The following is a 25,960-nucleotide window of genomic DNA, read 5'->3' as shown; positions in this document are numbered from 1 at the left end:
CAGGTCAAAATTCCCGTTCGCTCACGACGGCGACAATTCATGCGCCGTCGCCACCACTTCCTTCAGCGAGGCCCCGCCGGACGCCTCCGTCGCAGCCATCACCGCGCCTTCGACGATCGGCGCGTTGCAGACGATAATCCTGAGCGCCCGCGGCTCGCCGATCATTTCCACCGCCATTTCCGAATTGGTCTCGGCGCCGCCGAGATCGACCAGTATGGCGACGCCCGCCTCCGACCACGCCTTGTCGATGGCGCCCATGATCGCTTCGACGCTGGTGCCGAGCCCGCCATGGCCGTTTCCGCCGCACCATGCAAGCGGCACTTCGTCGCCCACCATCTGCCGCACCATGTCGGCCGTGCCTTCGGCAACCAGCGGCGAATGCGAGACGATGACGATGCCGACATTGCTCATGCTTGGCCCTCGACGGTTTCGGCGACGGTCCGCACCAGCAGCGCCACAGAGCGTCCGCCGGCATCCATATGACCGATTGAGCGGTCGCCGAGGAATGAGGCGCGACCGCGTGTTGCCTTCATCGGCACGGTCGCCTCGGCAGCCATGTCGGCGATATCTGCAATTTCCATGGCCGTCTTTCCTTCGACCAACGCGTCCTGCACAGGTTGCAGCACATCGAGCATGGTCTTTTGACCGACCTGGGATTTGCCTCTGGCGGCCACAGCTTCGATTGCCTTGCCGAAAGCAGCCGCCAGATTGGCACGATCCGGCTCTCCCGAAATCTCCTTGCCCAGCGCCAGGAACAATGTACCGAAGAGCGGCCCGGATGCACCGCCAACCGTCATCACCAGCTTGGTGCCGATCGCCTTCAGCGCCTCGGGCAGCGGCTTGGCCGAAAACGCCTCGGCATCGGCACGCAAGGCCTCAAACCCGCGCTTCATGTTCAGCCCATGGTCACCGTCGCCGATCGCCTGGTCGAGCGCGGTCAACTCTTCCGAGTGAGCGGCGATCGTGTCCGCGGCGGCGGTGATCAGCCTGGCAAGGTCGAACGCTGCCATGTCCAGATTCCCGGTTTCGATCCTGCCGGCAGTATCGCAAGAGTTTTCATTCGACAATCTAAGCATGCCGTCAGGCCGTTGCATGCAGCGCGGCGGCCGCGAACACTTCGGCCACGGCATGGGCGCCAGGGTCGACTACGCCCTGCAATTTGGTGCCGACATAGGCGGAGCGCCCGGCCTTCGCCTTCTCCATGGCCGCGGTCGCCTCGGCGCCGTGCCGTGCCGCTGTAGCCGCGGCATCCAGCCCCTTGGCATCGAGCGCCTTCAGCCCCGGCTCCAAGGCATCGACCATGGTGCGGTCGCCGACCCTGGCGCCGCCATAGAAGGTCATCCGGTCAAGCCCGGCAAGCAGCGCCTTGGACAGGGTTGCTCCGCCGTTCGAAGCCTGAGCCGCCGCCGTGAAGAAGATCGACAGCAAGACGCCTGAGGAGCCGCCCATTGCGACGCCCAGACTATCGCCTATAGCCGCAAGCGTGGCGGCAGGGTCGGCCAGCGGCAGCGCATCGAGCCGTTCCAGCACGCTGCGCGCGCCGGTCGCAACCGTCGAACCGGTATCGCCATCGCCCGCCTTGGCGTCGAGCCCGTTCAGTGTCTCTTCGAGCGCGATCAGCCGTTCGCAGACCGTGATGATCAAACGCCTGGTGCCGGAATCCTGGCTGGCCCTTTGGGCTGCGCTGTTTCCAGCCGCTTTCGCCATAGGCACGATAGCCGGCGCGACGACGGTTTTGGCCGGCATCCAGGCATGTGGGCCGACAGGCGCCAGCAAGGCTGCCTCGCGCGCCGCATCGAGCTTGATCAGCGACAGCGAAAAACCGTTCATGTTGAGCGCCGTCATCAGCGGTCCGGGGCCGATCGCAAGCTTCACGGTCTTGGCCAGCGGCGAGGCCAGCACGGCATTGGCGACCAGCGACATCTCAAGCGGCGGCACCGAGCCGAGATTGTTGATGAGCAACGCGTGGCTGGCGTTCGGGTCGAGCCGCGCGGCCAGCCGCTCCGCCATGATCGCCACCAGCTTGTCGGCGCTTTGCACCGCGATGCGCTCGACGCCCGGCTCGCCATGGATGCCGAGGCCGAGTTCGCCGTCATTTTCGCCGAACCGCTCTTCATGTGGCTGGCCGGGGATCGAGCAGGACGACAGCGACGTGCCGAGCGAGACGATGTCCTTCGCCGCCGCGCGAGCGGCTGTAGCAACGGCTGCCAAGTCCTGACCGGTCTCCGCCAAATGGCCGGCGATCTTGTGCACGAACAAGGTGCCGGCGACGCCGCGCGGCTGGTTGATACCCGGCAGGGCGATGTCGTCGGCAACGATCGCCATCTCGACGCGAAACCCCTCGGCGCGCGCCTTCTCGGCCGCCAGGCCGAAATTGAGCCGGTCGCCGGTGTAGTTCTTGACGATCAGCAGGCAGCCGGCGGGGCCGGTCACCGCGCGGATGGCCGCCAGCACCGCCTCGACGCTGGGCGAGGCAAAGATCTCGCCCGAAACCGCCGCCGTCAGCATGCCCTTGCCGACAAAGCCGGCATGAGACGGTTCGTGTCCGGCGCCGCCACCGGAGACGACGGCAACTTTCGCCTTGTCCCAGTCGGCGCGCAGCACGACCTTGATCTCGGGGTAACCGTCGAGGCGCGCGAGATCGCCGGAACCGATAGTCCGCAACAGCCCGTCCAGCGCCTCGGTGACGATCGTTTCCCTGCGGTTGAAAAAGTGCTTCATCGAATTCGTCCTGTATTCGTCAATCAGAAGCCGGTGCCGTGCCCTTGGCGAGACACCGAAAACCTCACATCAGTCTTTGTCCGTCGGCGCCGAAATAAAGTGGCGAGCGGTAGCGGATCACCACTTTGTCGCCCTCGGCCAGATCCGTATCGGGGTCGGTGAGCGTCACCAGTTTCTTCGGGCCGACCGTAACATGCAGATGGTTCTGGTCCCCGAGATGTTCGACCCAGTCGACGACGCCGTCGGCATGGCCGTTTGCGGTCTTCTCGATCGACAGATGCTCGGTGCGCGCGCCGATGGTCTTGGTTCCGGTCGGCGCCCCACCATCAGGCAGCAGTCCCGCTGGCAGCAGATTGATCGCCGGCTGGCCGAGCCGTGCGGCGACATGAAGGTTTGCCGGCTCGGAATAGATGGTGCGCGGCGTGCCGATCTGCACCAGCACGCCATTGTTGAGGATGCCGATGCGGTCCGCCATGGTCATCGCCTCGATCTGGTCGTGCGTGACATAGAGCATGGTGGCGCCGAGCTCGGCTTGGATGCGCTTGAGTTCGAGCCTGAGATCGGCGCGCAATTTGGCATCCAGCGACGACAGCGGTTCGTCCATCAGATAGATCGACGGTTTGCGCACCAACGCTCGGCCGATGGCGACGCGCTGCATCTCGCCGCCCGACAGCTTGGTCGAGCGGTTGGCGAGCTTGTGGTGGATGCGCACCATCTTTGCCACCTCTTCGACGCGGCGGCGAATCTGGTCCTCCGGTACTTTCCGCGCCGGCGAGCGCAGCGGGAAGGCGAGGTTGTCGTAGACTGACAGATGCGGGTAGAGCGAATATTGCTGGAAGACGAAAGCGGTGTCGCGCTCGGCCGGCGACAGCGTCGTCGCATCGTGGCCGCCAATATGGATCGTGCCGCCATCCGGCCGCTCCAGTCCGGCGATCAATCTCAGCGTCGTCGTCTTGCCGGCGCCGGTCGGGCCGAGCAGCACGACGAATTCGCCATCGGCGATGTTAAGGTCGAGGCCATCGACGGCGACATGGTCGCCGAAGCTTTTGGTCACGCCCTTGATGTGCACGTCAGCCATGCTGCGCTCTCCCTTGAGAGGCGGTATCGTGGATCGCGGTGCGCACCGCCCGACCCGAGCCCTTGTCGAACAGCGACAGCCGCGCGCTGTTCAACGTCAGCCCGACATGATCGCCGGCAGCGAGCCGGATTTCGGCCGGCACCCGCGCCTTGATGATGCCGTCCGCCGTCTCCACCGCCACGATCTGCGTCGTGCCGAGATATTCGGTGCCGTAGATGGTGCCGCGCAGTTTCGACGCATCGTCGAAACGGATGTGCTCGGGACGGATGCCGAGCGCCATGTCGGCGGGCGCAATTTCCTCGCGCACTTCCGGCACCGCCACCTTGGCGCCCTGGACGACGATTTCCTTCGCCCCCTTCGCCAGCCCGCCACCGAAGCCCAGGAAATTCATCGGCGGCGAGCCGATGAAGTCGGCGACGAACATGGTTGCCGGGCGGTCGTAGATTTCGCGCGGGCTGCCGAACTGTTCGATAACGCCATGGTTCATCACGGCGATCTTGTCGGCCATCGACATCGCTTCCATCTGGTCGTGCGTGACATAGACGGTGGTGGCGTGGATGCGGTTGTGCAGCTCGCGCAGCTCATGCACCATCAGATCGCGGAATTCGGTGTCGAGCGTGCCGAGCGGCTCGTCCATCAGGAAGCATTTTGGCCGTCGCACGATGGCGCGACCGAGCGCCACGCGCTGGCGGTCACCGCCGGCAAGGCCCGAGACCGATTTGTTGAGCAGATGGTCGATGCGCAGCAGCTTCGCCGTTTCCTCGACACGGCTTCGAATCTCGGCCGAGGGCATGCCTTGCGCGAGAAGCGGGAAGCCGATGTTCTTGCGCACGTTCATATGCGGATAGAGCGCGAACAGCTGGAAGACGAAGGCGATGTCGCGTTCGCGCGCCCGGCGCATGGTGACGTCCTCGCCGCCGAGCAGGATCTGGCCGCCGGTCGGCAATTCGAGGCCGGCGACCATGCGCAGCGTCGTCGTCTTGCCGCAGCCCGAGGGACCAAGCATGACGAAGAACTCACCATCTTCGACGACGAAGCTGGAATCCTGCACCGCGACGAAATCGCCGAAGGCCTTTCTCAAATGTTGGACGCGGATTTCGGCCATGATTATTCCGGGAACTTCGAGACGATGATGAACATCACCGTGCCGGCGAGCATGGTGATGAAGGAGTAGGTGTAGAGCGCCAGCGCGAAGGGCTGGAACAGCATCAGGAATCCAATGGCGATCAGCGTCGTGGCGATGTTTTCCATCAGGCCGCGCCGGGCCCAGCGAGGCCAGGATGACTTTTTGGAGATGGCTGGGCGCGTCATGCGCAGCTTCCTTCCTTCTGCCCGGCAACGGGGCGAGACGGTTGCCAGGTGGTTCCCCCACTCCGTCGCTGCTTCGCAGCGCCACCTCTCCCCCCTCCGGAGGGAGAGGAAGGGAGCCTGGCTGAATGAAGTTCGCGTCCTTCCTCTACCCCGTCGATCGGGGGAGAGGTGTCGAGCGAAGCTCGACGGAGTGGGGGTCGACCTGGCACACCAATCATTTGCGCACCGCCCCAAAAGTGATGCCGCGCAGCAATTGTTTGCGAAGCAGGATGGTGAAGACCAGGATCGGCACCAGGAAGATGGTCGTGCCGGCCGCCACCGCCGGCCAGTCCTGGCCGCCTTCGCCGATGATGGTCGGGATGAAGGGCGGCGCGGTCTGCGCGGTGCCGGAGGTCAGGAGTGCGGCGAACGCATATTCGTTCCAGGCGAAGATCAGGCAGAAGATGGCGGTCGCGGCGATGCCGGTAGTCGCTTGCGGCAGCACGGTGCGCCAGAAGGCCTGCAGCCTGGTATAGCCGTCGATCATCGCCGCTTCTTCATACTCGCGCGGGATCTCGTCGATGAAGCCTTTCAGCAGCCACACCGCGAGCGACACGTTGACCGCGGTGTAGAGCAGGATCATGCCGAGCGCGGTGTCGGACAGGCCGAGCTCGCGGTACATCAGGTAGATGGGAATCGCGACCGCGATCGGTGGCATGAAGCGCGTCGACAGGATGAAGAACAGAAGGTCATCGGCCAGCGGCACCTTGAAGCGCGAGAAACCGTAGGCCGAAAGCGTGCCGAGGAATACGGCGCAGAAGGTGGAACCGAAGGCGATGATCAGTGAGTTGACGAAGCGCGGCAGGAAGTTGGACGGGCCGGCAATCACCATGTTGCGCTTGCGCGAGGTCTCGTCGCAGAAACCGGTCGCGGGTCCGAGCGAGTTGATATACTCGGCCGTTTGCCTGGTGCGCGTCGTGAACAGGTTGCAATAGCCCTCGATGCTCGGCTGGAACAGAATCTTGGGCGGATAGGCGATCGAATCCGGCGGCGTCTTGAAGCTGGTGGCGAAGATCCACAGCAACGGCACGATCGAGATCAGCGCGTAGAGCACGATGATCGTGCCGGCGATCCGCTTCGAATTGGCCGAGGGGGCGACGACGGAGTGGGCGGTGGTCAGGCTCATCTCTGCTTCACCTTGTTCAGCGCCTTGACGTAGATGTTGGCCAGCCCAAACACCGCGACGAACAGGATGATGGCGAAGGCCGAGGAATATCCGGTGCGCCAGCTCTCGAAGGCCTGCCGCTTCAGCGTGATCGAGGCGACCTCGGTGGTCGAGCCCGGCCCGCCACCGGTCAGCAGGTTGACCATGTCGAACATCTTGAAGTTCTCGATGCCGCGAAACAGCACCGCCAGCATGATGAAGGGCAGCGCCATCGGCAGCGTGATCGACCAGAACTGCCGCCAGTTGGACGCGCGGTCGACCTCGGCGGCTTCATAGATGTATTCGGGGATGGAGCGCAGGCCGGCGAGACAGATCAGCATAACATAGGGCGTCCACATCCAGGTGTCGACGATGATGATCGACCACGGCGCCAGCGACACGTTGGACAGCATCTGGATGTCGGTCGGTGGTATCCGGGTGACGAACGAGATGGCGTAGGCGAACAGGCCGATCTGCGGCTCGTAGAGGAAACGCCAGAAATTGCCGACCACCGCCGGCGACAGCATCATCGGCACCAGGATGATGGTCGTCCAGAAGGCGTGGCCGCGAAACTTCCTGTCGATCAGCCATGCCAGCGTGAAACCGATCAGCGTCTGCAGCAGGATCGTCCAGAACACGAAATGCGCCGTCGTCTGCATGGCGATCCAGATGTCCTGGTCGCCGAGGATGCGCTGGTAATTGGCGAAGCCGAGGTTTTTCACCACCTCGTTCGGGCGGTTCGCGCGGAAGTTGGTGAAGGACAGGTAGATCGCCCAGAACAGCGGGAAGATGTTGATGGCCAAGAGCAACAGGATCGTCGGCGAGATGAACAGCCAGGCGAGGCCCTTGTCGCTGATCCCCCGGACCTTGCGGGCCAACGGCTCCGGGGTCGCCCGGGCAACGTTCTCCGCAGTCCGATTGAGCATGGTGAGTCCTGCTTCGGTCACGTCAAGTCTCGACACTGGAATTTATCTGAACTGCGTCCCGTGCCAAGGGCAGCACGGGACCAAGAGCATGATGCCGAAAAGTGTGAAGCGGTTTTCGGACGACATCATGCTCTCTCTCTTTTTAGCCCTGAGGCGGATGATTTCTGATCGATTCGGCCTGAAAATCATCCGCCTCTGGGGTCAGGCTCGGGAGGAGCCGTTGGTCCGGTTACATCTTGCCGTCGTCCTGGAACACTTGCGTCCAGTCCTTGACCAGGCCGTCAAGCGCGTCCTTGGCCGAACCCTGGCCGGCAACGACATAGTCGTGGAAGCGCTTCTGCGACGCCTGCAGCAGCGGTGCGTAGCTCGGCTCGGCCCAGAAGTCCTTCACGATCGCCATCGAGTCGAGGAAGGTCTGTGCATAGGGCTGGCTGGACGGGAAGGCCGGGTCCTTGACCACCGCGTTCAGGCAGGAATAGCCGCCGAGCGACCACCATTTGGCCTGTACATCCTTGTTGGCGAACCACTTGATGTATTTCAGCNAGGCAGGAATAGCCGCCGAGCGACCACCATTTGGCCTGTACATCCTTGTTGGCGAACCACTTGATGTATTTCAGCGCCGATTCCTGCTTGTCTGAATAGGACACGACCGAAATGCCCTGGCCGCCAAGCTGCGCAAACTGGGCACCGCCGGGACCCTTCGGATTGACGAAGTAGCCGATCTTATCACCGCCGACATTCTCGTCCTTCTGCAGGCCGGGCCAGGTGAAGGCGAAGTTCATGTGCATGGCCACCTGACCGGATTTGAAGGCGTCGACGCCTTCGCCCATATAGCTGTTCGAGGCACCCGGAGGCGTGCAGCAATCGTAGAGCGACTTGTAGAACTCCAGGCCTTTGACCGCGTCTGGCGAATTGACGAAGCCTTCCATCTCGTAGGGCTTCTTGGGGTTTTCATACTGGAAGCCGTAGCTGTAGAGCACGTCCATGGCGCCCATGGTGATGCCTTCCGAGCCACGCTCGGTGTAGATCGAAGCGCCATAGACGGTCTTGCCGTCGATCTCGCGCTTCTGGAAGAACTCGGCGACCTGCTTCAGTTGGTCGAAGGTGGTCGGCGGGCCGAGATCCCAGCCATATTTTTCCTTGAATTCCTTCTGCAGCTCCGGCTTGGAGAACCAATCCTTACGGTAGGTCCAGCCGACGACGTCGCCCATGGCCGGCAGCGCCCAGTAGTTCGGCGTGTTCTTCGGCCATTCGGAATAGCCGACGACTGTTGCCGGCACGAAGTCGTCCATGCTGATCTTCTCCTTGTCGAAGAAGTCGTTCAGCTTGACGTAGTGGCCGTTCTCGGCCGAGCCGCCGATCCACTGGCTGTCGCCGATGATCAGGTCGCACAGTTTGCCGTGCGAGTTGAGCTCGTTGAGGAAGCGGTCGGCATAGTTGGTCCACGGCACGAATTCGAATTTCATGCCGATGCCGGTTTCCTTGGTAAAATCCTTGGACAGTTCGACCAGCGCGTTTGCCGGATCCCAGGCGGCCCAGCAAAGCGTCAGGTCTTCAGCGTGCGCGGCGTTCGAGACGGCTGTCGACGCGGTAATCGCCGAAGCCAGCCCCAACGCCAGTTTCAAGCTCGATTTCATGCCTTCCTCCCATTTGCGAAACGCGCCCGGATGGCCGTTTCAAGAACCCCTCAACCCTCGCTCCTCCGAGGGGCTAAACACGGCGCGCTATGCGTCGCCAGGGCGGCGCGGTGCGCCGCAGATGTTTAGTAATTTGTTTAGTGATGCAATTTTTACTAAACAAGGCAAGCGAATTCGTCGCTGCGCCGCAACATGGCCAAACGGCGATTGAAATCGTTGGGAAATGATTTGCCGGACGGCTCGCCCGGAAGTTGCTTAGCCGGGGTCGCCTATAATTTTCGTCTGCGGCGTCACCGGCCGGACAGGGGGCGCGGGCGGCAGCAGCGCGCGGATGTCGGCGAAGGGAAATGTCGGCTCGAATCGGAAGGCCTCGGCCAGGGAGCCGGGAACGCTGTTGCATTGCCCGGCGCGAAACTCATTCTGAACGCGCGCTCTGTCGACATATTGCTCCGGCCACTGCGATTGGTGCGCTCGGATCGCCTGCGTCTTGATATCGCCGTAGGCGGAAATGTCGACGTAATGCGTCGGCGCAAAGCCGGTGCCGCCCATCGTGTCGGCATGCAGCACGGGGACGCCGAACGAGGCCGCGATGCGCACGCCGTCCGACAAAGCACGATGGTCGGCGTGATAGTCGTTGGGGGCATGCGTGATAACCAGATCCGCCGCGGTCTCGCGTATCAGCGCTTTCAGCGAAGCGATCAGTGCCGCATCAGCCACCAGTTCGCCGTCGGGAAAGTCGAGAAAGCGAAGGGTTGCGCCGAGCAGCGCCGCAGCGGCCGCCGCCTCGTCGCGGCGGACACGAGCCAAAACGCTCGGGTCGCCCATGCCGCCCCTGGCGCCATCCGTGGCCACGGCAAAAGTCAGTTCTGCGCCTTGCGTGGCATAGGCAGCCAGCGTACCGAACATGAATATCTCGATGTCGTCGGGATGCGCGCCGAGCGCCAATACCTTCACTGCACTCTCCCCGGAAATGGAAAAACGTGACGAACGGAATCCTGCTCGCCCTCATCGCCTATGCAAGCTATTCGTGCAGCGATGCCGTTATCAAGAGCCTTGGCGGACAGTTCACCGTCTTCGAGATCGGCTTCTTCATCACGCTGTTTGCCGGCTGCTTCCTGTTTTTCAGCCGCCCAGTCGATGAGCGCTGGCGCGACTTCTGGCGCACCGGGCGGCCATGGGCGGTGCAGGCCCGCGCCTGGGCCGGCATCGCCTCGGGCGTGCTCAGCGTCTACGCCTTCACCACCATTCCGCTGGCCGAGACCTATGCACTGATCTTCCTGGCGCCGCTTTGCGTTACCATTCTCTCGACCGTCATCCTGAAAGAAAAGGTCGGTCCATGGCGCTGGCTGGCGGTGGTTGCCGGCTTTGCAGGTGTCATGCTGGTGGTGCGGCCAGGTTTTCGCGAGTTGCATCTCGGACACCTTGCCGCCTTCACGGTGGCCTTCCTTGCCGCGGCCAGCGTCATCCTGATGCGGTCGCTCGCCCAGCAGGAAAAGCGCACCACCATGCTCGGCGTGCTCATCGGTTACGGGCTGCTGTTCAACGGGGCCGGCACCATCGCCACATCGTTCACCCTCCCCAACGCCATGCAGCTGCTGTGGCTGGTGCTGGGCGGCGCCTTTACCGCCGGCGGCCAATTGCTGCAGTTGCTGGCCGCCAAATACGCACCGGCCAACCGCATCGCGCCGACGCATTATTCGCAGATCGTCTGGGCGGTGATCCTCGGTGCGTTGTTCTTCCAGGAGTATCCGGACTGGATATCGCTGGTCGGCTTGGCCGTCGTTGGCGCGTCCGGCCTGCTCACCATGGTGCGCGAGGAGGTGCGGCTGGGCACGGTGCGCTGGAACCCGTTTGCGCGCACGAGGCTTTGAGCCGTTGCACGGTTGTGGTGACCGCTGATATGCGGACGCAATGACGACGAGATCCTTGCCGGAGCTTCCGGTATCCGCCGTGCTGCCGGCCCTGCGCGAGGCGCTCGGCTCCGGCAACAGCGCCGTTCTGGTGGCGCCGCCCGGCGCCGGCAAGACGACGCTGGTGCCGCTGGCGCTGCTCGATGCGCCCTGGCTGGTCGCCGGCAAGATCGTCCTGCTCGAACCGCGCCGGCTCGCCGCCCGCGCCGCCGCCCGCCGCATGGCCGAATTGCTTGATGAAGAGCCTGGCGCCACTGTCGGCTATGCCATGCGCATGGAAAACCGCACATCGGCCCGGACAAAAATCCTGGTCGTCACCGAAGGCGTCCTGGCGCGCATGATCCTAGACGATCCCGAGCTGCCCGGCGTCTCGGCGGTGATTTTCGACGAATTCCACGAGCGCTCGCTCGACGGCGATTTCGGCCTGGCGCTGGCGCTCGACGTGCAGGGCGCGCTGCGGCCGGATTTGCGGCTGCTGGTGATGTCGGCAACGCTCGATGGCGCGCGCGTCGCGAAACTCCTGTCCGGCGCCCCGGTGATCGAAAGCCAAGGCCGTGCGTTCCCCGTAGATGTCAGATACGACGAGCGGCCAGCCGGCGTTCCCATCGAAGACGCCATGGCCAAGGCGATCCGCTCCGCTCTTGCCGGCGAGAGCGGCAGCGTGCTCGCCTTCCTGCCGGGACAGCGCGAGATCGAGCGCACCGCCGAGCGGCTGCAGGGCCGGCTCGGCGCCGACACCGACATCGTGCCGCTCTACGGCCAGCTCGACAACAGGGCGCAGGATGCCGCCATCAAACCGGCGCCGCCCGGCCGCCGCAAGGTGGTGCTGGCGACGTCGATCGCCGAGACCTCGATCACCATCGACGGCGTGCGCGTCGTCATCGATTCCGGCCTGTCGCGGCTGCCGCGCTACGAACCGGCGAGCGGCCTGACCCGGCTGGAGACGGTGCGCGTTTCCAGGGCGTCCGCCGACCAGCGCGCCGGCCGCGCCGGGCGTACACAGCCAGGCGTCGCCATCCGCCTCTGGCGGGCCGAGCAGACGGCGGCCCTTCCCGCCTTCACCCCACCCGAGATTCTGGAAGCCGACCTGTCCGGCCTACTGCTCGATTGCGCCGCCTTCGGCGTCGCCGATCCCGCAAGCCTGTCCTTCCTCGATCCGCCGCCCATTCCCGCGCTCAACGAGGCGCGGGCGCTGCTCCTGGCGCTGCACGCCATCGATGCAGCCGGCCGGCTGACGGAGGCGGGCGGCGCGATGCGCAAGCTGGCCCTGCCCGTGCGGCTCGCACACATGGTCGCTGAAGCCGCTGGCGGCGGCCACGCGCTCGAGGCTGCGATGCTAGCCGTCCTGCTCACCGAGCGTGGTCTCGGCGGCGACGGTGCCGACCTCGAACGGCGCTTGATGCGCTTCCGCACCGAAAAGTCACCGCGCGCCGTTGCGGCAAGGCAGCTTGCCGGGCGATTGGCGAAGGAGGCGGGCGGCGCCAAGAGCAGCGAAACCGCTTCTGCCGGTCTTCTCCTCATCCACGCCTGGCCGGACCGTGTCGCAAAAGCGCGCGGTGAGCGCGGCCGTTTTGTGCTGGCCAATGGCTCCGGTGCAATGGTCGACGCCGCCGATCCGCTGGCCGGCGAGACCTGGCTGGTCGTCGCCGATCTGCAAGGCAAGGCGCAAAACGCTCGTATAACCGCCGCGGCCGCGGTCCACGAGACCGACATCCGTGCCGCTCTCGCCGACAGGATCGAGACGCGCCGCGAGACAAGCTTCGACCGCGAGCGGCGCGCGGTGCGCGTGCGCGAGACCGCCAGGCTCGGCGCCATCACTTTGTCGGAGCGCATGCTGCCCGCACCAACTGGAACAGACGCCGACCGCGCCATAACAGATGCCTTGCGCGAGCACGGCCTGTCGCTGCTGGAATGGAGCAAGGACGGCGAGACGCTGCGCCAGCGCCTAGGCTGGCTGCATCGCGGCCTCGGCGCGCCCTGGCCCGATGTTTCGGAAGCCGCCCTGCTCGAACGCCTCGACGACTGGCTGCTGCCGTTCCTGTCGGGCAAGGCGTCCTTCGCCGCCATCGATCCCGGCGTGCTGTCGTCGGGCCTGATGGCGCTGGTGCCGCATGATTTGCAGCGCAAGATCGGCACACTGGCGCCGACCCATTTCGACGCGCCCTCCGGCAGCCATGTGCCGATCCGCTATGACGGCGAATGGCCGGTGCTGGCCATCCGCGTGCAGGAACTATTCGGCCTTGACCGCCATCCGGCAATCGCCAACGGCACCGTACAGCTGACGCTCGAGCTGTTGTCGCCGGCGCACCGGCCGATCCAGACGACGCGCGACCTGCCCGGCTTCTGGCGCGGCTCCTGGGCCGATGTGCGCACCGATATGCGCGGCCGTTATCCCCGCCATGTCTGGCCGGAAAATCCGCTGCTCGCTGCGGCCACCGCCCGCGCCAAACCGCGAGGGACCTAGCGCTCGTCCTTTCCCGGTTATAATCCTTCGCTATGATCAACATCCTGCACGCCCCAGACTTCCAGCAAAGCCAGCGGCTGCGCCTCAACACGCTGATCCGGCTGCGCTGGCTGGCCATCGTCGGCCAGAGCCTGACGGTGCTGGTCGTCGCCTATGGGCTCAAATTCCCGCTGCCGGTCAGCTTCTGCTTCGCGCTGGTCGCCTGCTCGGCCTGGCTCAACCTGGTGCTGACCTTCCGCTATCCGGCAGCGCACCGGCTGACCCCGTTCTCAGCCTTTTTCATCCTGACCTTCGACAGCCTGCAGCTTGCCGGCCTGCTCTATTTGACAGGCGGCCTCACCAACCCGTTCTCGGTGCTGATGACCGTGCCCGTCGTCATCTCGGCGGCGTCGCTGCCGCTCCGGCTGACTGCGGTGCTCGGCGCGCTGGTCATGGCGGCGGCCACGTTGCTGGTCTTCTTCCATCAGCCGCTGCCATGGTATGAGGGCGCGCCGCTGCCCATGCCATTCATCTATGTCGCCGGCATATGGATGGCGGTGTTTTCCTCGATCGCCTTCACCGCCATCTATGCCTTCCGCGTCGCCGAGGAAGCCCGCCTGCTCGCCAATGCGCTTGCCGCCACCGAACTGGTGTTGCAGCGCGAGCAGCATCTGTCGGCTCTGGATGGGCTTGCCGCCGCCGCCGCGCACGAACTCGGCACGCCGCTCGCCACCATCGCCCTTGTCTCCAAGGAGATGGAAAAGGCACTTGGCGACGACCCAAAATACGGTGAGGACGTCAAACTTCTGCGGTCGCAGAGCGAGCGCTGCCGCGAGATCCTGAAGCGGCTGACCAGCCTGTCCTCCGAGGGCGAGGCGCATCTGTCGCGTCTGCCGCTGACCTCGCTGGTCGAGGAGGTGACCGCGCCGCACCGCGATTTCGGCATCTCGATCAAGCTTCGGCCGGGCGAGCGCGTCGGCCCCGAACCGGTGGGACGACGCAACCCCGGGGTCATCTACGGCCTCGGCAATCTTGTCGAGAACGCCGTCGACTTCGCCCGCAACAGTGTGACGGTGCGATGGAGCTGGGACGAACTCGACGTCACCTTCTCGATCATCGATGACGGGCCGGGCTTTCCCCCCGAAATCATCGACCGCATCGGCGAGCCCTATATGTCGACGCGCCAGGGCAACGAAGCCGGCGGTGGCCTGGGCCTCGGGCTGTTCATCGCCAAGACCTTGCTCGAACGCTCCGGCGCCACGCTCGATTTCCGCAATTCGAGCGGGCTGGGCGAGGGCGCGATCGTGCAGATATCGTGGCCGCGCACGGTCTTCCTCAACCCGGAATCGGTGGGGATCTCGATGTTCGACACCGCGTAAAAGCCTTGGCGGAGGCGGCAAAATTGGACAATGGCGTTCAGGAACTATATCTGCGTAAAATTAAGGCAGCAGGATTTTTTAAGATAATGACTGGCGAAGAAGCAATTGGCGCAATGGTCGAAGGCGAGGACACCTCGCTGCTCATCGTCGACGACGACAAGCCGTTCCTGACGCGGCTGGCCCGCGCCATGGAAACCAGGGGTTTCGTGGTCGAGACGGCCGAGAGCGTCGAGGAGGCAGTGGCCAAGGCGCGCGCCCACCCGCCAGCCTATGCGGTGGTCGACATGCGGCTTGGCGACGGCAACGGCCTCGACGTCGTCGCCGCCATCCGCGAGAAGCGCGACGATGCCCGCACCGTCATCCTCACCGGCTACGGCAACATCGCCACCGCGGTGACCGCGGTGAAGCTCGGCGCCATCGACTATCTGTCGAAGCCGGCTGACGCCGACGACGTGTTTGCAGCGCTCACCCGCACCGCCGGCGAGCGCGCCGCCCCCCCGGAAAATCCGATGTCGGCCGACCGCGTGCGCTGGGAACACATCCAGCGCGTCTACGAAATGTGCGACCGCAACGTGTCGGAAACCGCGCGCCGGCTCAACATGCATCGCCGCACGCTGCAGCGCATACTCGCCAAGCGCGCACCACGCTGAGGTTCACGCGCCGGCGGCGCCGGCCGCCAATTGCCGACCTCAGCGCTGCCCCTCACCTGCCTGCCGGCGTCCTCTCCCCGTATAGAGACGGGGGAGAGGGGCGCTCTCATCGCCGGCTTCGCCAATCGCCGGCGTTGCAGGAGACGACGGCGAGGCTGAAGCTGCTGTCCAGCCGATAGATGGGTAACACTTTGAACCGGATACATAGGTGACACTTCTCTCCCCCTATGCGTCCGCCGCAGCGCCAAGCAGATTGGTTGGCGCGGCGGTGCGGCNTGTCCAGCCGATAGATGGGTAACACTTTGAACCGGATACATAGGTGACACTTCTCTCCCCCTATGCGTCCGCCGCAGCGCCAAGCGGATTGGTTGGGGCGGCGCCAACGCTGGAAACAGTTGCGCTTGCCGTGCCATCGACCTTTGCCCATCATCGGCAATAACGCCGCCGGAAAACCCGGCAACGGAGCACACATGCGCGACAAGCAGCCGAAATCCATCCTTCGCGAATTCCTCGACGGCGAGGCGGCGGGCGGCATCATCCTGATGGTTGCGGCAGCCCTTGCGCTGATCGTCGCCAATTCACCATTGGCCGGAACCTATTTCGCCGCTCTCCACGCCTATCTCGGCCCGCTCAGCGTGTCGCACTGGATCAATGATGGGCTGATGGCGGTGTTCTTCCTGCTGGTCGGCCTCGAGATCAAGCGCGAGATGCTCGACGGTCAGCTCTCGACCTGGCCGCGCCGCGTGTTGCCGGGCGTCGCCGCCGCCGGCGGCATGCTGGTTCCCGCGCTGGTCTATGTCGCCATCAACCGCAACAACGCCGCCGCGCTCTCCGGCTGGGCGATCCCGACCGCCACCGACATCGCCTTTGCGCTCGGCGTACTGTCGCTGCTCGGCAACCGCGTGCCGGCGTCGCTCAAGATCTTTCTCACCGCGCTCGCCATCATCGACGATCTCGGCGCCGTCATCATCATCGCCATCTTCTACACAAGCGGCTTGTCGCTCGCCTATCTCGGCGCCGCCTTCGCCGTCATCGCGGTGCTCATCGTGCTCAACCGCAAGCGGGTGACGAGGCTGACGCCCTACCTAGTGCTCGGCGCCGTGCTGTGGGTGCTGGTTCTGAAATCGGGCGTGCATGCCACGCTGGCCGGCGTCGCGCTGGCGCTGACCATCCCGCTCCAGGTGTCTCCCGGCAGCGGCCACGATCTCGACCATTCGCCGCTGCACCGGGTTGAACACGGCCTGCACAAGATCGTGCCCTTCGTCATCATCCCGATCTTCGGCTTTGCCAATGCCGGCGTGTCGCTGGCCGGCCTCAGCGCCTCTGCCCTGGTCGAGCCGCTGACGCTCGGCGTTGCCGCCGGCCTGGTGCTGGGCAAGCTGGCCGGCGTCTTCGGCTCGTCGGCGCTTGCCATCCGTCTCGGCTTCGCCGACCTTCCGGTCAATGCCGGCTGGCTGCACATGATCGGCATTTCGCTGCTCTGCGGCATCGGCTTCACCATGAGCCTGTTCATCGGCCTGCTTGCCTTCGCCAACGACATGGCGCTGCAGGACGCCGTCAAGGTCGGCATCCTGGCGGGGTCCTTCGTTGCAGCGCTGCTGGGTGCCGCCGTGCTGCTGATGGCGCCGGCGGCAGGGGCGGAGGAAGAGGTGGAGTAGGTGTTCTTTGGTTCCTCTCCCCACTTCGTGGGGCGAGGAACTTGAGCTTCGTCTACTCGCTCTCTCCCGCCAGCGCCGGCACCGCCACACCCGCCAGCTCCGCCGCCAGCAGCCGCGCCGCACCCGCCCGTGCAATGCGCAGCATCAGCGCCTTGCGCGTTGCTGCGGCCATGCGGTGCTCGGGCGCCTCGCGCAAAATCTCGGCGCCGTAGCCGTCGGACAGGATGAAGCCGCATTCCTCCGGAAAAATATCCGAGGGCACGCCGGGATGCGTGGCGAAGAAGAAGCGGTCGGAGTGCAGCCGGTAATCAGGCCATTTGCGGTCGACGCGAAAATCCTCGATCGAGGATTTGATCTCGATGATCCAGATGTCGCCCTGCCTGGTCAGCGCCACAAGGTCGGCGCGCCGCCCGGTGGCCAGCGACAGTTCGGGCAGCACATGCATGCCCATTTGCATAAGCAGCCGCTGCACGCCACGCCGCACCAGCATGGCGCGTTCGGACTGGCGGCCGTCGATCAGCGGATTGAGGGGAATCGGTGAAATGATCGGCATGGCAGCCACCATGCCAGATTTTGTTCACGGTTTGAACCCTGTGTGACTAGGCGATTATCCGGTTGACAAACCCAAAGTGAAATAGGATTATATGCCTGACAGGCCGGCGCAGGGGACAATTCAGGCCCTGCTATCAATCTTTAATATATAACTCAAAAAAGGATACAATTATTCCAATAATTACGGCGATATGAAGTGCTATATAGACGTATATCAGAGGTTTTCTATCGGTCTTTTTCCACCTATTTGTTCTGATATCTAAAAGACTGAAATATATAAATATTATGACTGGCGTTGCAGCAAAAAGAAACATCGGAAGTGACACGGAGCGCCTCAAAGAATCTATGGAACGCGAAACATACCGTGTGCAATTTCCGAAAGCTACCCAGCCGTAGGGGAATAGAGCCACCTGTGCTAATGTTGCCGCCTTGGGCAACGGGGGCACCGCGATGGTTGATTCTGGTGAGCAACAGTTGACGATGTTCGATGCGATGAAGTTGTTGAACTTCACCGACGAGCGCTTGTTTGTTGACTCTTTGGCCGTGGCGGAACGGTTCGGCAAATTACACAAAAATGTCCTTCGCGATGTCGAAGGCATTGAATGCTCAGAGGAATTTTATCGGCTCAACTTTGAGCCGATTGAATACGAGGATAATCGTGGCCGCCTTCAGCCTATGTTCCGCATGACGCGGGATGGGTTCTCGTTGCTACTTATGGGCTTTACCGGCCCTAGGGCAATGCGCTGGAAAGAGCGCTATATCCAAGCGTTCAATATGATGGAGGCGGAGCTTCTCCGCCGTAGCATCGAACGCGCTGAAACTCGGGGCCGAAGCAAAACTATCCGAATTGCCGCAACCGATTCCTACAAGGAGCATGGTGCGACGGAGTGGTTCCACTATTCGAATAACACCGATGCGATTTACAAAATCATGTTCGGCGGGACGGCAGCCCAACTGCGGACGAAATGGAAGCTCCCCGGTAAGTGCAATGTCCGCGACCATCTATCCACCGACCAGCTAAACATGGTCATCCAGGTTGAAGGTGCGGTTACCCTTCAACTTGAAGCGAGGAAAATCTCAAACCCCGATGACCAAGTCGCAGTCGTCAAACACGTCGCAACTGGCTATAAGGCGCTGATCGATGCGCCGATTCAAACCACACGGCGCATTGGGGCCTAGTCCTTGGCTTCCTCTCGCTTCCGGCGCACCAGTTCTTTTATCTGCTCATTGGTGAGCTTCGGTGCGTGGGCGATCTTGTTCACCACGGCTTCAAAGGCGGCGTCTGACTGATCGGTTTTCAGTTCGCCGGCGGCTTCCCGGAACTTCTCGACTTGCGACTTCGGCTGCTTGGATTCCATCACAGGATGTCCTGCTTGAGTTTTGAGTGGGTTTCGTAGCGGCCAACCCTAGCGCTGCTTGTTTATTCCAGCGACTCATGCGATAAGGGCTGTGTGGGGTTCGTGGCCCCACACAGCCCTTTAACCTCAACCCAGCCCGGTAGGCCAAGAGACGAGGAGGTTGCAAAGAAGATGACGGTCAGAATAGCAGGAGGGGGTCCACGACCCCTGATGTCCCACTGAAAGCCGCCAGTCGGCTGCTTCGCAGTCAGTATCGACGGCTTCCCGTATAGCACCACTAAGCTCTGGGAGCAACAAAAATGTCTGTGGAATCAATGGCCACTGACCCGTACGAGGTTGTGCTTAATGATCTCCGGGCCAAGAAGGCTCAAATAGAACAAGCCATTAGCGCCATCGAAGCGATCCGTGGCGGAACCCCATCCGGCTCTTATTTGACGGCGGCTTCGGTCGCCCCCACGGGGCAAAATTCGGACATTGATTCGCCGGGGGCCTTCTTGGGAATGTCCATTGTCGACGCTGCTAAAAAGTTGCTGGCGGCCAAGCGTCAACCTTTGCGCAATCCCGACATTGCTGCCGCATTCAAGCGTGGCGGCCTCGCAATGAACTCCAAAGATGCCGTCAACACCATTGGTTCGGTCCTTACACGCCGCGCTAATGATGTTGGCGATCTCGTGAAGGTTGACCGCGGAACTTGGGGTCTCAAAGAATGGTATCCCAACAGGAGTTTCAAGAAGGGCGTTCCTGTCGAGAAGGGTGAGGTAGTTGCACGGCCACTCCTATCGGACGAGGAATTCCTCGGTGATAGCCGCATGCTTTCCTTAGACCAGCTTGCCAAGCTTAAGGCAGCCGGCATGACCGAGGAAGAACTTCGGGCAATGCCAAAAGACGAAGCCGACCAATATCTGGACTTGCTCTCATAGCAAAGCCGGGGTTCATCGCCCCGGCTTCGTGTGCCTCGCATATCGCCAGTAGGGCAATTCGAGTTGCACCGCCTTCCGGAAATGCGTCCGCTTCTCGTCAAGCAGGTCTATGATAGGTGAGGCGCTTACCAGCGGCACCCTTCAACGCGATGAAAGTGCGGGTGCCGTCATCAACACCAATGGCAATGCGGTTGCTGTAGCGGAAGTCGAATTCAGCGAGGTAGCGGTGCAGATGGTGTTCGCCGCAATGCCGATAGACGCCTTTCATGCCGCGCTTGAAAATCGAATAGAAGCCTTCCACGGTGTTCGTGTGGATGGTCTTCTCGCCTTCGTAGCGCACGTACTCGTCCTTGGAATGCGTGACGACATCGTGCGAGGCGAAATCCTGGCTGGCACGGCGATAGATGCCGCTTTCGTCGCTCATCAATGCGCTCTCGCGAGCGATGTTGGCGCGAACGATTGGCATGACGTTGCCCATGCGGGCCGTATCGACGTGGAAGGAACGGGCGCGGCCACCACGCTCTACCAGCGTAACGACCGTGTTCTTGTGAGCGCCACCGCCACGTTTGACGGGAGCGTTAGCGAGACGGCCAATGTAGGTCTCGTCAACTTCTACGGTCTTGCCGTTGCCGCCAAGCGGGGAGAAGTCGCCAGATGCCATTGCAAGGCGAATGCGGTGGCACAGGAACCAAGCGGTCTCATACTTGCATTCGAGTATGCGGTGCATCTGGTGAGCGCTGATGCCCTTCTTAGAGGCACACATAAGGTGGATAGCCTGAACCCACTTGGTGAGCGGCATATGGCTTTCCTCAAAGATCGAACCCATACGGACGGTGAACTGCGAGCGGCAAGCGCTGCACTTGTACAGGCCGTGACGCTCGACACCATTGGGGTTCTTCTTGGACGGCTTGGTGCGAACGCCCTTCAATGCGTAGTGGCGATCAACAGAGCCGCACTTGGGGCAAACCGGACCATTCGGCCACAAGATGCCTTCCACATGCTCGAAAGCCTTGGCTTCGTCGTGGAACTCGGGGCGGGACAGAACGGACATGGAAATCTCCTATGCCCTTACCCCACGTAATCACTTTGGGTTTGTCAACCGGATAATCGCCTGTGACCATGGCGATCGTATGGTTGACAAACCCATAGGCGAATTTTCTCTCGCAATGATAAGAAGCACGGTCCTTGGCACGAGGGGAGACACCATGGGGTTTTTGGGATTCATCAACCGGCTTTTCCCCGCGACCGAAGAGTTGCGCCGGTACTCAGCAATCGCGGGTCCCTATTCATTCATGTTTCTGGTGAAGCGCATCCCAGCCGAAAACCGGAAATTCGTACGCTTCCGCCTCAGCCATATGGGAGCGGTCCAGGATAGTTACACATTCAGCGTCGAGGAGTTCGGTTCCCTCGTTGATGCCGTCCTGAAGACAAAGGCAGAGATAGATGACCCACTGCTCACGAGCGCTACCCAGCCGTAGGGGAATGGCGGCAATTATACGGTTGACAGAACTGAGGCTACGACTTGATCCGAGCGCCTTCCGCGATCGCACCATATCTGTATCGGCGCCGTCTGGTATTGCTCCGGAACGCCCCTGCGTCCGCCGATCAACTTCCGTTCTTAGCTATAAGGCGGCCGGACTAAAGTCTTGCGCCGGGAACGCAAAGGTCTGATGTAACCGCTTTGGTTCCGTTCTTGTCCCTTGGACGTTCCCGTATTTTAGTCAGTCGAGATACTACCTATATGGCCGAAGCCGGCCTGTTCTCGAGCAGCGCAGCCCCCGCAATGTCATCCAAAATCGGGCAATCCGGCCGGTCGTCACCATGGCAGGCCTGGATCAGCGTCTGCAAGGTCGTGCGCATCGACTGCAGCTCGCGCACCTTTTCCTCGATGGCGCTCACATGGGCGGCGGCAATCTCGCGCACATCGTGGCTGGCGCGGCTGCGGTCCCGGTAGAGCGCCATCAGCTGCCGGCAATCGTCGATTGAAAAGCCGAGGTTGCGAGCGCGGCGCAGGAAGGCTAGCCGATGGATGTCGTCGCTGGAATAATCGCGATAGCCATTGCCGGCGCGCGCCGGGGCGATCAGGCCGATCTCTTCATAGTAGCGGATGGTCTTGGCCGGCAGGCCAGACCGCGCCGCGGCATCGCCTACATTCATTGTTATTCCTCGATGTGGTTCCCTGATTCTAGGCTATCCGACAGGACCGACCATTGTTTTTCCTTCACAATCCCGTGAGTCCTGTTGCCGAAATGCCATAGTTGCCGGCTTACCGGCACGTAAGCTCCTGCATATAGGCATCGCGCGCTTGGCAAGCAAAGCAAATGCCAGCATGAATGATTTCAGGAAAAGCGGCCGTAACGTGTCGCGACATCTTGGCGGGGCATCGGACCATTTCATGCGCATGAAGTCATTTGCAATCGTCGCCGCACTTGCGTTGTCGGCCGCGATCTCGGGTTGCAGCACGATCGGCTCGCAACTGTTCACCAACAACTACGGTTCGGTGAACGATGCAGGCTACCAACTGCCGCGCATCCCGATCGAGAGGGTGCCGCTGAAGTACCACCGGCAAGAGGTGAACTACGACACCTCGGAAAAGCCGGGCACCATCGTCGTCGATACCCAGAACAAGTTTCTCTACTTCGTCGAAGGCGACGGCCGGGCGATCCGCTACGGCATCGGCGTCGGCCGCGAAGGCTTTGAATGGCACGGCACCGCCCATATCGCGCTGAAGCGCGAATGGCCGACCTGGACGCCGCCGCGGCAGATGATCCAGCGCCAGCCGGAGCTAGCGAAGTTCGCGAGCGGCATGGAGCCGGGCTTGAAGAACCCGCTCGGCGCGCGCGCCATGTATCTGTTCAACAAGGGCGGCGACATGGGCTACCGCCTGCACGGCAGTCCGGAATGGAATTCGATCGGCAAAGCGATGTCGTCAGGCTGCATCCGGCTGATGAACCAGGACATCATCGACCTCTACGACCGCACTTCGGTCGGTGCCAAGGTCATCGTGATGTAGGACCTTGATCCGGAACCGAGGTCCACGAAAGCGAAAAGTGGAACCGGTTTTCGGGAAGATCAAGGTCAAGATAGGCGTTACCCTTCGTACGCGGACCGTCTAGGCAACAACGGACGTCCAAAACAGAAAACCGGGCAATCTGGCCCGGTTTTTTGTTGCTCGCTCGAATGCGTGAAGGGGTCTTAGGAGACCTGCTCGACCTGCTGTACTTCCGGCACGAAGTGGCGGAGCAGGTTCTGGATGCCGTGCTTCAGCGTCGCCGTCGAGGACGGGCAGCCGGCGCAGGCGCCCTTCATGTGCAGGAACACGGTGCCGTTCTCGAAGCCGCGGAAGGTGATGTCGCCGCCATCCTGGGCAACCGCCGGGCGCACCCTGGTGTCGAGCAATTCCTTGATGGTGATGACCAGTTGCTCATCGGCCTTGTCGTAGAATTCGCCGGTCTGGCTGGTCTCGGCAGCGGGGCCGGCGTTGACCATGACGGGCGCGCCCGACATGAAATGCTCCATGATGGCGCCGAGGATGGCCGGCTTCAGGTGCTGCCAGTCCGGGCCGTCCTTGGTCACGGTGATGAAGTCATAGCCGAAGAAGACGCCGGTCACGCCGGGGATCTCGAACAGGCGGCCGGCCAGCGGCGAGGCGCTGGCTGCACTGTCGGCGTCGCGGAAATCGGCGGTGCCTTCGACAAGCACTTCCTTGCCGGGCAGGAACTTCAGCGTTGCCGGGTTCGGCGTCGATTCGGTCTGGATGAACATGGCCGTCTCCGTGCCCCAGTCGGGCAGCTAGTTTGGAATAGTTCTAAATAGGCTCAATCTGCTGGACATTCAAGCGAAACGCATCGCTCAAAATGGCTGGCTGGCGGAATGTTTTTACTGGCTGGGGATGAATCCCGCGCGGGCTATAAATCCAGGATCGTGATGTTATCCGAACCGCTTCACACTTTCCGGCATCACTCTCTATGCGAGGCTGTCGATCTCCTCGTCGGAAAGGTTCTGCGGCACCACTGTGACGGGAATAGGGAAGGCGGCGCCCTTGCCGGCAACAGCCCCGACCAGCGGCCCGGGTCCTTCCTTGCCGGCACCTGCCGCCAGCACCAGGATGGCGATGTCCTGGTCTTCCTCGATCAGCTTGTGGATCTCCTCGGTCGGCTTGCCTTCGCGCACCACCATCTCGGGCTCGATGCCGAGCTTCTGGCGCACCTTGTTGGCGTAGCCGTCGAGTGCCGCGCGCGCCGTGGCGTTGGCTTCCTCGCGCATGATCTTCTCGACGCCCAGCCAGTGCTGAAAGTCGTCCGGTGTGATGATGTAGAGCAGCACCAGCGTGCCGCTGGTGCTCTGCGCCCGCTTGGAGGCGTACGCGACGGCGCGCTCGCACTCCGGCGTGTCGTCGATGATCGTCAGGAATTTCCTGCGATGGCCGGCTTCGCGACTGAGGCGTTTGGAGACCATGTCTATCTACTCGATGTTTTCGGCCGCAATCTGCCACCGCGACAGACCGGCGGCAAGCCGCCGGCCTTGGGCCAGAATGGTGCGGTGCACTGACGGTAGGATCAGCCCTGCAACAGGCCTATAATGTCGCGTACCGTCTTCATCGTGGTCTCAGCCAGCGCGCCGGCGCGTTCGCCGCCGTCTCTCAGCACCGCGTCGACATGGGCGCGGTCGCCTTCGATGCGGCGCATCTCGCCGGCGATCGGCGCCAGTTTTTCCACGGCAAGGTCGGCAAGCGCCGGCTTGAACACGGAAAACTGCTGGCCGCCGAACTCCTTCAGCACGTCCGCCTTCGACATCTCGGCCAGCCCTGCATAGATGCCGACCAGGTTTTCCGCTTCCGGGCGGCTTTCCAGGCCGTCGACTTCGCTTGGCAACGCTTCCGGGTCGGTCTTGGCCTTGCGGATCTTCTTCGAGATGGTGTCGGCATCGTCGGTCAAATTGATGCGCGACAGGTCGGACGGGTCCGACTTCGACATTTTCTTCGAACCGTCGCGCAGGCTCATGATGCGCGCCGCCGGCCCGCCGATCACCGGTTCGGTTATCGGGAAGAACCCGTTTACCGTCTCTTCGCCGACCTGCATCTCGACGCCGACGCCAAGACTGGCGATGCGGCTCGAAAAATCATTATTGAACTTTTGCGCGATGTCGCGGGTCAGCTCCAGATGCTGCTTTTGGTCCTCGCCCACCGGCACATGGGTGGCGCGGTAGAGCAGGATGTCGGCCGCCATCAGTGAGGGATAGGCTAGCAGGCCCAGCGAGGCATTTTCGCGGTCCTTGCCGGCCTTGTCCTTGAACTGCGTCATCTTGTTCATCCAGCCGATGCGCGCCACGCAGTTGAAGATCCAGGCAAGCTCGGCATGCTGCATCACCCGCGACTGGTTGAAGACGATGTGCTTCTTCGGGTCGATGCCGGAGGCAAGGAAGGCCGCGGTAATCGAGCGGGTCTGGTCGGCGAGGTCGTCATGGACGAGTTGTGCCGTCAGCGAATGCAGGTCGACGACGCAATAGATGCAGTCGGACGTTTCCTGCAGGGCGACGAATTTCTTGATGGCGCCGAGATAGTTGCCGAGATGCAGATTGCCGGTCGGCTGTACCCCGGAAAAGACGAGCTGTTTGAAGGCGGTCATGATGTCCTCATGGCTTGTGGAGGGCCGTATAAGCGTGATTCCGAAAAGTTGCAGACTTTTCGGAGCCAATCACGCGGCTGGAAACCACGCGCGGCGAAAGTCTTGCGACGGCGCGCTTATGGACGAAGGGGCGGAGAGGATCAAGAGGCGGGGATAGCGCGGTCGCGTCTGATGCCCCTGTATATTGACCTGACAGGTTGGCGCCGCCCCTCATTGTCCTGCCGGACATTTCTCCCCGTATAGAGAGGGGGGGAGAAAAACGCCGTCATCGCCCGCTTTCGCCAATCGCCAGAGAAAGCGCTGGCGCCATATTCAGCCTCTTTCTCCCCGTTCACGGGGAGAAATGCCCGGCAGGGCAATGAGGGGCGGCGCTGACATCGACATTTATGATATATTTGAACCTGCATTGCATATCATCGGATGAGAAATCGATGCCCGCCGTCAACAACGAGGAAGCCCCAAAGCCCCGACAGGACCACGAGACGCCGCTTGAAACAGCGGCGCGGCTTCGGGCCGAATTCGGGGTCGAGCTTAGCAAGCAGGCACCCGAACCGCTGCCACGCTCGGTTTACGACAAATTGTCTGGCGAAGTTTAACCAGGTTCTAC

At 62.5% G+C, this 25,960-nt stretch carries 26 protein-coding genes and 1 pseudogene; 10 read left to right on the top strand and 17 right to left on the bottom strand.

The window, feature by feature from the left end; all coding sequences use genetic code 11:
- Positions 1–21: 21 nt before the first annotated feature.
- The 10 genes and pseudogenes from dhaM to X727_RS149680 all read right to left on the bottom strand — a co-directional run bounded on the left by dhaM (position 22) and on the right by X727_RS149680 (position 9,810).
- Positions 22–411, bottom strand: a complete 390-nt coding sequence (gene dhaM, locus X727_RS149640) for a dihydroxyacetone kinase phosphoryl donor subunit DhaM (protein ID WP_023725850.1) — start codon at positions 409–411, stop codon at positions 22–24.
- Entirely contained in the window at positions 408–1,010 is a 603-nt protein-coding gene (gene dhaL, locus X727_RS149645; RefSeq protein ID WP_023668780.1) for a dihydroxyacetone kinase subunit DhaL, read from the bottom strand. The genes dhaM and dhaL overlap by 4 nt, the downstream gene beginning before the upstream one ends.
- Positions 1,011–1,080: 70 nt before the next feature.
- The gene (locus tag X727_RS149650; RefSeq protein WP_023834379.1) at positions 1,081–2,721 is read right to left on the bottom strand and encodes a dihydroxyacetone kinase subunit DhaK; all 1,641 of its coding nucleotides are present in this window, start codon (positions 2,719–2,721) and stop codon (positions 1,081–1,083) included.
- 64 nt (positions 2,722–2,785) lie between these two features.
- Complete coding sequence (locus X727_RS149655) at positions 2,786–3,799, bottom strand: ABC transporter ATP-binding protein (RefSeq protein WP_023668778.1); 1,014 nt, start codon at positions 3,797–3,799, stop codon at positions 2,786–2,788.
- The gene (locus X727_RS149660) at positions 3,792–4,904 is read right to left on the bottom strand and encodes an ABC transporter ATP-binding protein (protein ID WP_023707800.1); all 1,113 of its coding nucleotides are present in this window, start codon (positions 4,902–4,904) and stop codon (positions 3,792–3,794) included. The genes X727_RS149655 and X727_RS149660 overlap by 8 nt, the downstream gene beginning before the upstream one ends.
- A 2-nt stretch (positions 4,905–4,906) precedes the next feature.
- Positions 4,907–5,110, bottom strand: coding sequence for a hypothetical protein (locus X727_RS149665; RefSeq protein WP_023668776.1), 204 nt, complete (start codon positions 5,108–5,110; stop codon positions 4,907–4,909).
- Between the two features lie 214 nt (positions 5,111–5,324).
- On the bottom strand, positions 5,325–6,275 hold the full coding sequence (locus X727_RS149670; RefSeq protein ID WP_023668775.1) for a carbohydrate ABC transporter permease: 951 nt from the start codon (positions 6,273–6,275) through the stop codon (positions 5,325–5,327).
- The gene (locus X727_RS149675) at positions 6,272–7,219 is read right to left on the bottom strand and encodes a sugar ABC transporter permease (RefSeq protein ID WP_031198535.1); all 948 of its coding nucleotides are present in this window, start codon (positions 7,217–7,219) and stop codon (positions 6,272–6,274) included. Before X727_RS149675 ends, X727_RS149670 begins: the two co-directional genes overlap by 4 nt.
- Positions 7,220–7,448: 229 nt before the next feature.
- Positions 7,449–8,856 (bottom strand): annotated as a pseudogene (locus tag X727_RS01000000164750) (ABC transporter substrate-binding protein).
- A 255-nt stretch (positions 8,857–9,111) separates the two neighbouring features.
- Entirely contained in the window at positions 9,112–9,810 is a 699-nt protein-coding gene (locus X727_RS149680) for a PIG-L deacetylase family protein (protein WP_023715560.1), read from the bottom strand.
- Positions 9,811–9,836: 26 nt separating this feature from the next.
- On the opposite strand from X727_RS149680, the gene X727_RS149685 reads away from it, so the two are divergent.
- The 5 genes from X727_RS149685 to nhaA all read left to right on the top strand — a co-directional run bounded on the left by X727_RS149685 (position 9,837) and on the right by nhaA (position 16,896).
- Positions 9,837–10,727 carry a DMT family transporter gene (locus X727_RS149685; RefSeq protein ID WP_023694178.1) on the top strand — a complete coding sequence of 297 codons (891 nt, stop codon included), beginning with the start codon at positions 9,837–9,839 and terminating at the stop codon, positions 10,725–10,727.
- A 40-nt stretch (positions 10,728–10,767) separates the two neighbouring features.
- A complete protein-coding gene (gene hrpB, locus X727_RS149690; protein WP_023834378.1) occupies positions 10,768–13,230 on the top strand; it encodes an ATP-dependent helicase HrpB in 2,463 nt (820 codons plus the stop codon).
- 32 nt (positions 13,231–13,262) lie between these two features.
- Positions 13,263–14,588, top strand: coding sequence for an ActS/PrrB/RegB family redox-sensitive histidine kinase (locus tag X727_RS149695; RefSeq protein WP_023834377.1), 1,326 nt, complete (start codon positions 13,263–13,265; stop codon positions 14,586–14,588).
- A gap of 86 nt (positions 14,589–14,674) precedes the next feature.
- A complete protein-coding gene (locus X727_RS149700) occupies positions 14,675–15,238 on the top strand; it encodes an ActR/PrrA/RegA family redox response regulator transcription factor (RefSeq protein WP_023672848.1) in 564 nt (187 codons plus the stop codon).
- Positions 15,239–15,708: 470 nt separating this feature from the next.
- Positions 15,709–16,896, top strand: a complete 1,188-nt coding sequence (gene nhaA / locus X727_RS149705) for a Na+/H+ antiporter NhaA (protein ID WP_023834376.1) — start codon at positions 15,709–15,711, stop codon at positions 16,894–16,896.
- A gap of 52 nt (positions 16,897–16,948) precedes the next feature.
- On the opposite strand, the gene X727_RS149710 is transcribed toward nhaA, so the two are convergent.
- The gene (locus X727_RS149710) at positions 16,949–17,449 is read right to left on the bottom strand and encodes an MmcB family DNA repair protein (RefSeq protein ID WP_023713558.1); all 501 of its coding nucleotides are present in this window, start codon (positions 17,447–17,449) and stop codon (positions 16,949–16,951) included.
- 449 nt (positions 17,450–17,898) lie between these two features.
- Between X727_RS149710 and X727_RS1000000165610 the strand changes: the two genes are divergently transcribed.
- Positions 17,899–18,627 carry a Rha family transcriptional regulator gene (locus tag X727_RS1000000165610; protein WP_023834375.1) on the top strand — a complete coding sequence of 243 codons (729 nt, stop codon included), beginning with the start codon at positions 17,899–17,901 and terminating at the stop codon, positions 18,625–18,627.
- On the opposite strand, the gene X727_RS149715 is transcribed toward X727_RS1000000165610, so the two are convergent.
- Positions 18,624–18,806, bottom strand: coding sequence for a hypothetical protein (locus X727_RS149715; protein WP_023703116.1), 183 nt, complete (start codon positions 18,804–18,806; stop codon positions 18,624–18,626). The genes X727_RS1000000165610 and X727_RS149715 overlap by 4 nt on opposite strands.
- 299 nt (positions 18,807–19,105) lie before the next feature.
- Here X727_RS149715 and X727_RS149720 point away from each other — a divergent pair, with 299 nt between their 5' ends.
- The gene (locus X727_RS149720) at positions 19,106–19,726 is read left to right on the top strand and encodes a winged helix-turn-helix domain-containing protein (protein ID WP_023834374.1); all 621 of its coding nucleotides are present in this window, start codon (positions 19,106–19,108) and stop codon (positions 19,724–19,726) included.
- Between the two features lie 97 nt (positions 19,727–19,823).
- On the opposite strand, the gene X727_RS149725 is transcribed toward X727_RS149720, so the two are convergent.
- On the bottom strand, positions 19,824–20,777 hold the full coding sequence (locus tag X727_RS149725; RefSeq protein ID WP_023834373.1) for an IS1595 family transposase: 954 nt from the start codon (positions 20,775–20,777) through the stop codon (positions 19,824–19,826).
- A gap of 79 nt (positions 20,778–20,856) precedes the next feature.
- Here X727_RS149725 and X727_RS149730 point away from each other — a divergent pair, with 79 nt between their 5' ends.
- Entirely contained in the window at positions 20,857–21,204 is a 348-nt protein-coding gene (locus tag X727_RS149730; RefSeq protein WP_155923576.1) for a hypothetical protein, read from the top strand.
- Positions 21,205–21,463: 259 nt separating this feature from the next.
- Here the strand turns inward: X727_RS149730 and cueR are convergent, their stop codons facing one another.
- Positions 21,464–21,883: a Cu(I)-responsive transcriptional regulator gene (gene cueR / locus X727_RS149735; RefSeq protein ID WP_023703112.1), complete on the bottom strand. Its 420-nt coding sequence runs from the start codon at positions 21,881–21,883 to the stop codon at positions 21,464–21,466.
- 238 nt (positions 21,884–22,121) lie between these two features.
- On the opposite strand from cueR, the gene X727_RS149740 reads away from it, so the two are divergent.
- Positions 22,122–22,739, top strand: a complete 618-nt coding sequence (locus X727_RS149740; RefSeq protein WP_023692663.1) for a L,D-transpeptidase — start codon at positions 22,122–22,124, stop codon at positions 22,737–22,739.
- Positions 22,740–22,921: 182 nt separating this feature from the next.
- Here X727_RS149740 and X727_RS149745 read toward each other — a convergent pair whose 3' ends face one another.
- From X727_RS149745 to trpS, 3 genes are all read right to left on the bottom strand, one after another.
- Positions 22,922–23,491: a NifU family protein gene (locus X727_RS149745; protein ID WP_023685140.1), complete on the bottom strand. Its 570-nt coding sequence runs from the start codon at positions 23,489–23,491 to the stop codon at positions 22,922–22,924.
- A gap of 201 nt (positions 23,492–23,692) precedes the next feature.
- Positions 23,693–24,184, bottom strand: a complete 492-nt coding sequence (locus X727_RS149750) for a universal stress protein (protein ID WP_023672856.1) — start codon at positions 24,182–24,184, stop codon at positions 23,693–23,695.
- Between the two features lie 101 nt (positions 24,185–24,285).
- Positions 24,286–25,353 (bottom strand): tryptophan--tRNA ligase, encoded by a 1,068-nt coding sequence (trpS, locus tag X727_RS149755; RefSeq protein WP_023834371.1) that lies wholly within the window; start codon positions 25,351–25,353, stop codon positions 24,286–24,288.
- Positions 25,354–25,784: 431 nt separating this feature from the next.
- Here trpS and X727_RS1000000166515 point away from each other — a divergent pair, with 431 nt between their 5' ends.
- Complete coding sequence (locus X727_RS1000000166515; protein WP_023834370.1) at positions 25,785–25,949, top strand: hypothetical protein; 165 nt, start codon at positions 25,785–25,787, stop codon at positions 25,947–25,949.
- Positions 25,950–25,960 lie beyond the last annotated feature (11 nt).

This window comes from Mesorhizobium sp. L103C105A0, from assembly GCF_000502215.1.
Classification (GTDB): domain Bacteria; phylum Pseudomonadota; class Alphaproteobacteria; order Rhizobiales; family Rhizobiaceae; genus Mesorhizobium.
This window is presented reverse-complemented; position numbering and strand designations above follow the sequence as displayed.

Coding starts and splice junctions, on each gene's coding strand:
- X727_RS149740 (WP_023692663.1), top strand. CDS start 22,122: ATGCGCATGAAGTCATTTGCAATCGTCGCCGCACTTGCGTTGTCGGCC.
- nhaA (WP_023834376.1), top strand. CDS start 15,709: ATGCGCGACAAGCAGCCGAAATCCATCCTTCGCGAATTCCTCGACGGC.
- X727_RS149665 (WP_023668776.1), bottom strand. CDS start 5,110: ATGACGCGCCCAGCCATCTCCAAAAAGTCATCCTGGCCTCGCTGGGCC.
- X727_RS149675 (WP_031198535.1), bottom strand. CDS start 7,219: ATGCTCAATCGGACTGCGGAGAACGTTGCCCGGGCGACCCCGGAGCCG.
- X727_RS149710 (WP_023713558.1), bottom strand. CDS start 17,449: ATGCCGATCATTTCACCGATTCCCCTCAATCCGCTGATCGACGGCCGC.
- X727_RS149715 (WP_023703116.1), bottom strand. CDS start 18,806: ATGGAATCCAAGCAGCCGAAGTCGCAAGTCGAGAAGTTCCGGGAAGCC.
- X727_RS149745 (WP_023685140.1), bottom strand. CDS start 23,491: ATGTTCATCCAGACCGAATCGACGCCGAACCCGGCAACGCTGAAGTTC.
- X727_RS149655 (WP_023668778.1), bottom strand. CDS start 3,799: ATGGCTGACGTGCACATCAAGGGCGTGACCAAAAGCTTCGGCGACCAT.
- X727_RS149750 (WP_023672856.1), bottom strand. CDS start 24,184: ATGGTCTCCAAACGCCTCAGTCGCGAAGCCGGCCATCGCAGGAAATTC.
- X727_RS149660 (WP_023707800.1), bottom strand. CDS start 4,904: ATGGCCGAAATCCGCGTCCAACATTTGAGAAAGGCCTTCGGCGATTTC.
- X727_RS149725 (WP_023834373.1), bottom strand. CDS start 20,777: ATGTCCGTTCTGTCCCGCCCCGAGTTCCACGACGAAGCCAAGGCTTTC.
- X727_RS1000000165610 (WP_023834375.1), top strand. CDS start 17,899: ATGGTTGATTCTGGTGAGCAACAGTTGACGATGTTCGATGCGATGAAG.
- X727_RS149670 (WP_023668775.1), bottom strand. CDS start 6,275: ATGAGCCTGACCACCGCCCACTCCGTCGTCGCCCCCTCGGCCAATTCG.
- X727_RS149730 (WP_155923576.1), top strand. CDS start 20,857: ATGGTTGACAAACCCATAGGCGAATTTTCTCTCGCAATGATAAGAAGC.
- X727_RS149720 (WP_023834374.1), top strand. CDS start 19,106: ATGTCTGTGGAATCAATGGCCACTGACCCGTACGAGGTTGTGCTTAAT.
- trpS (WP_023834371.1), bottom strand. CDS start 25,353: ATGACCGCCTTCAAACAGCTCGTCTTTTCCGGGGTACAGCCGACCGGC.
- cueR (WP_023703112.1), bottom strand. CDS start 21,883: ATGAATGTAGGCGATGCCGCGGCGCGGTCTGGCCTGCCGGCCAAGACC.
- X727_RS1000000166515 (WP_023834370.1), top strand. CDS start 25,785: ATGCCCGCCGTCAACAACGAGGAAGCCCCAAAGCCCCGACAGGACCAC.
- X727_RS149650 (WP_023834379.1), bottom strand. CDS start 2,721: ATGAAGCACTTTTTCAACCGCAGGGAAACGATCGTCACCGAGGCGCTG.
- dhaL (WP_023668780.1), bottom strand. CDS start 1,010: ATGGCAGCGTTCGACCTTGCCAGGCTGATCACCGCCGCCGCGGACACG.
- dhaM (WP_023725850.1), bottom strand. CDS start 411: ATGAGCAATGTCGGCATCGTCATCGTCTCGCATTCGCCGCTGGTTGCC.
- X727_RS149695 (WP_023834377.1), top strand. CDS start 13,263: ATGATCAACATCCTGCACGCCCCAGACTTCCAGCAAAGCCAGCGGCTG.
- hrpB (WP_023834378.1), top strand. CDS start 10,768: ATGACGACGAGATCCTTGCCGGAGCTTCCGGTATCCGCCGTGCTGCCG.
- X727_RS149700 (WP_023672848.1), top strand. CDS start 14,675: ATGACTGGCGAAGAAGCAATTGGCGCAATGGTCGAAGGCGAGGACACC.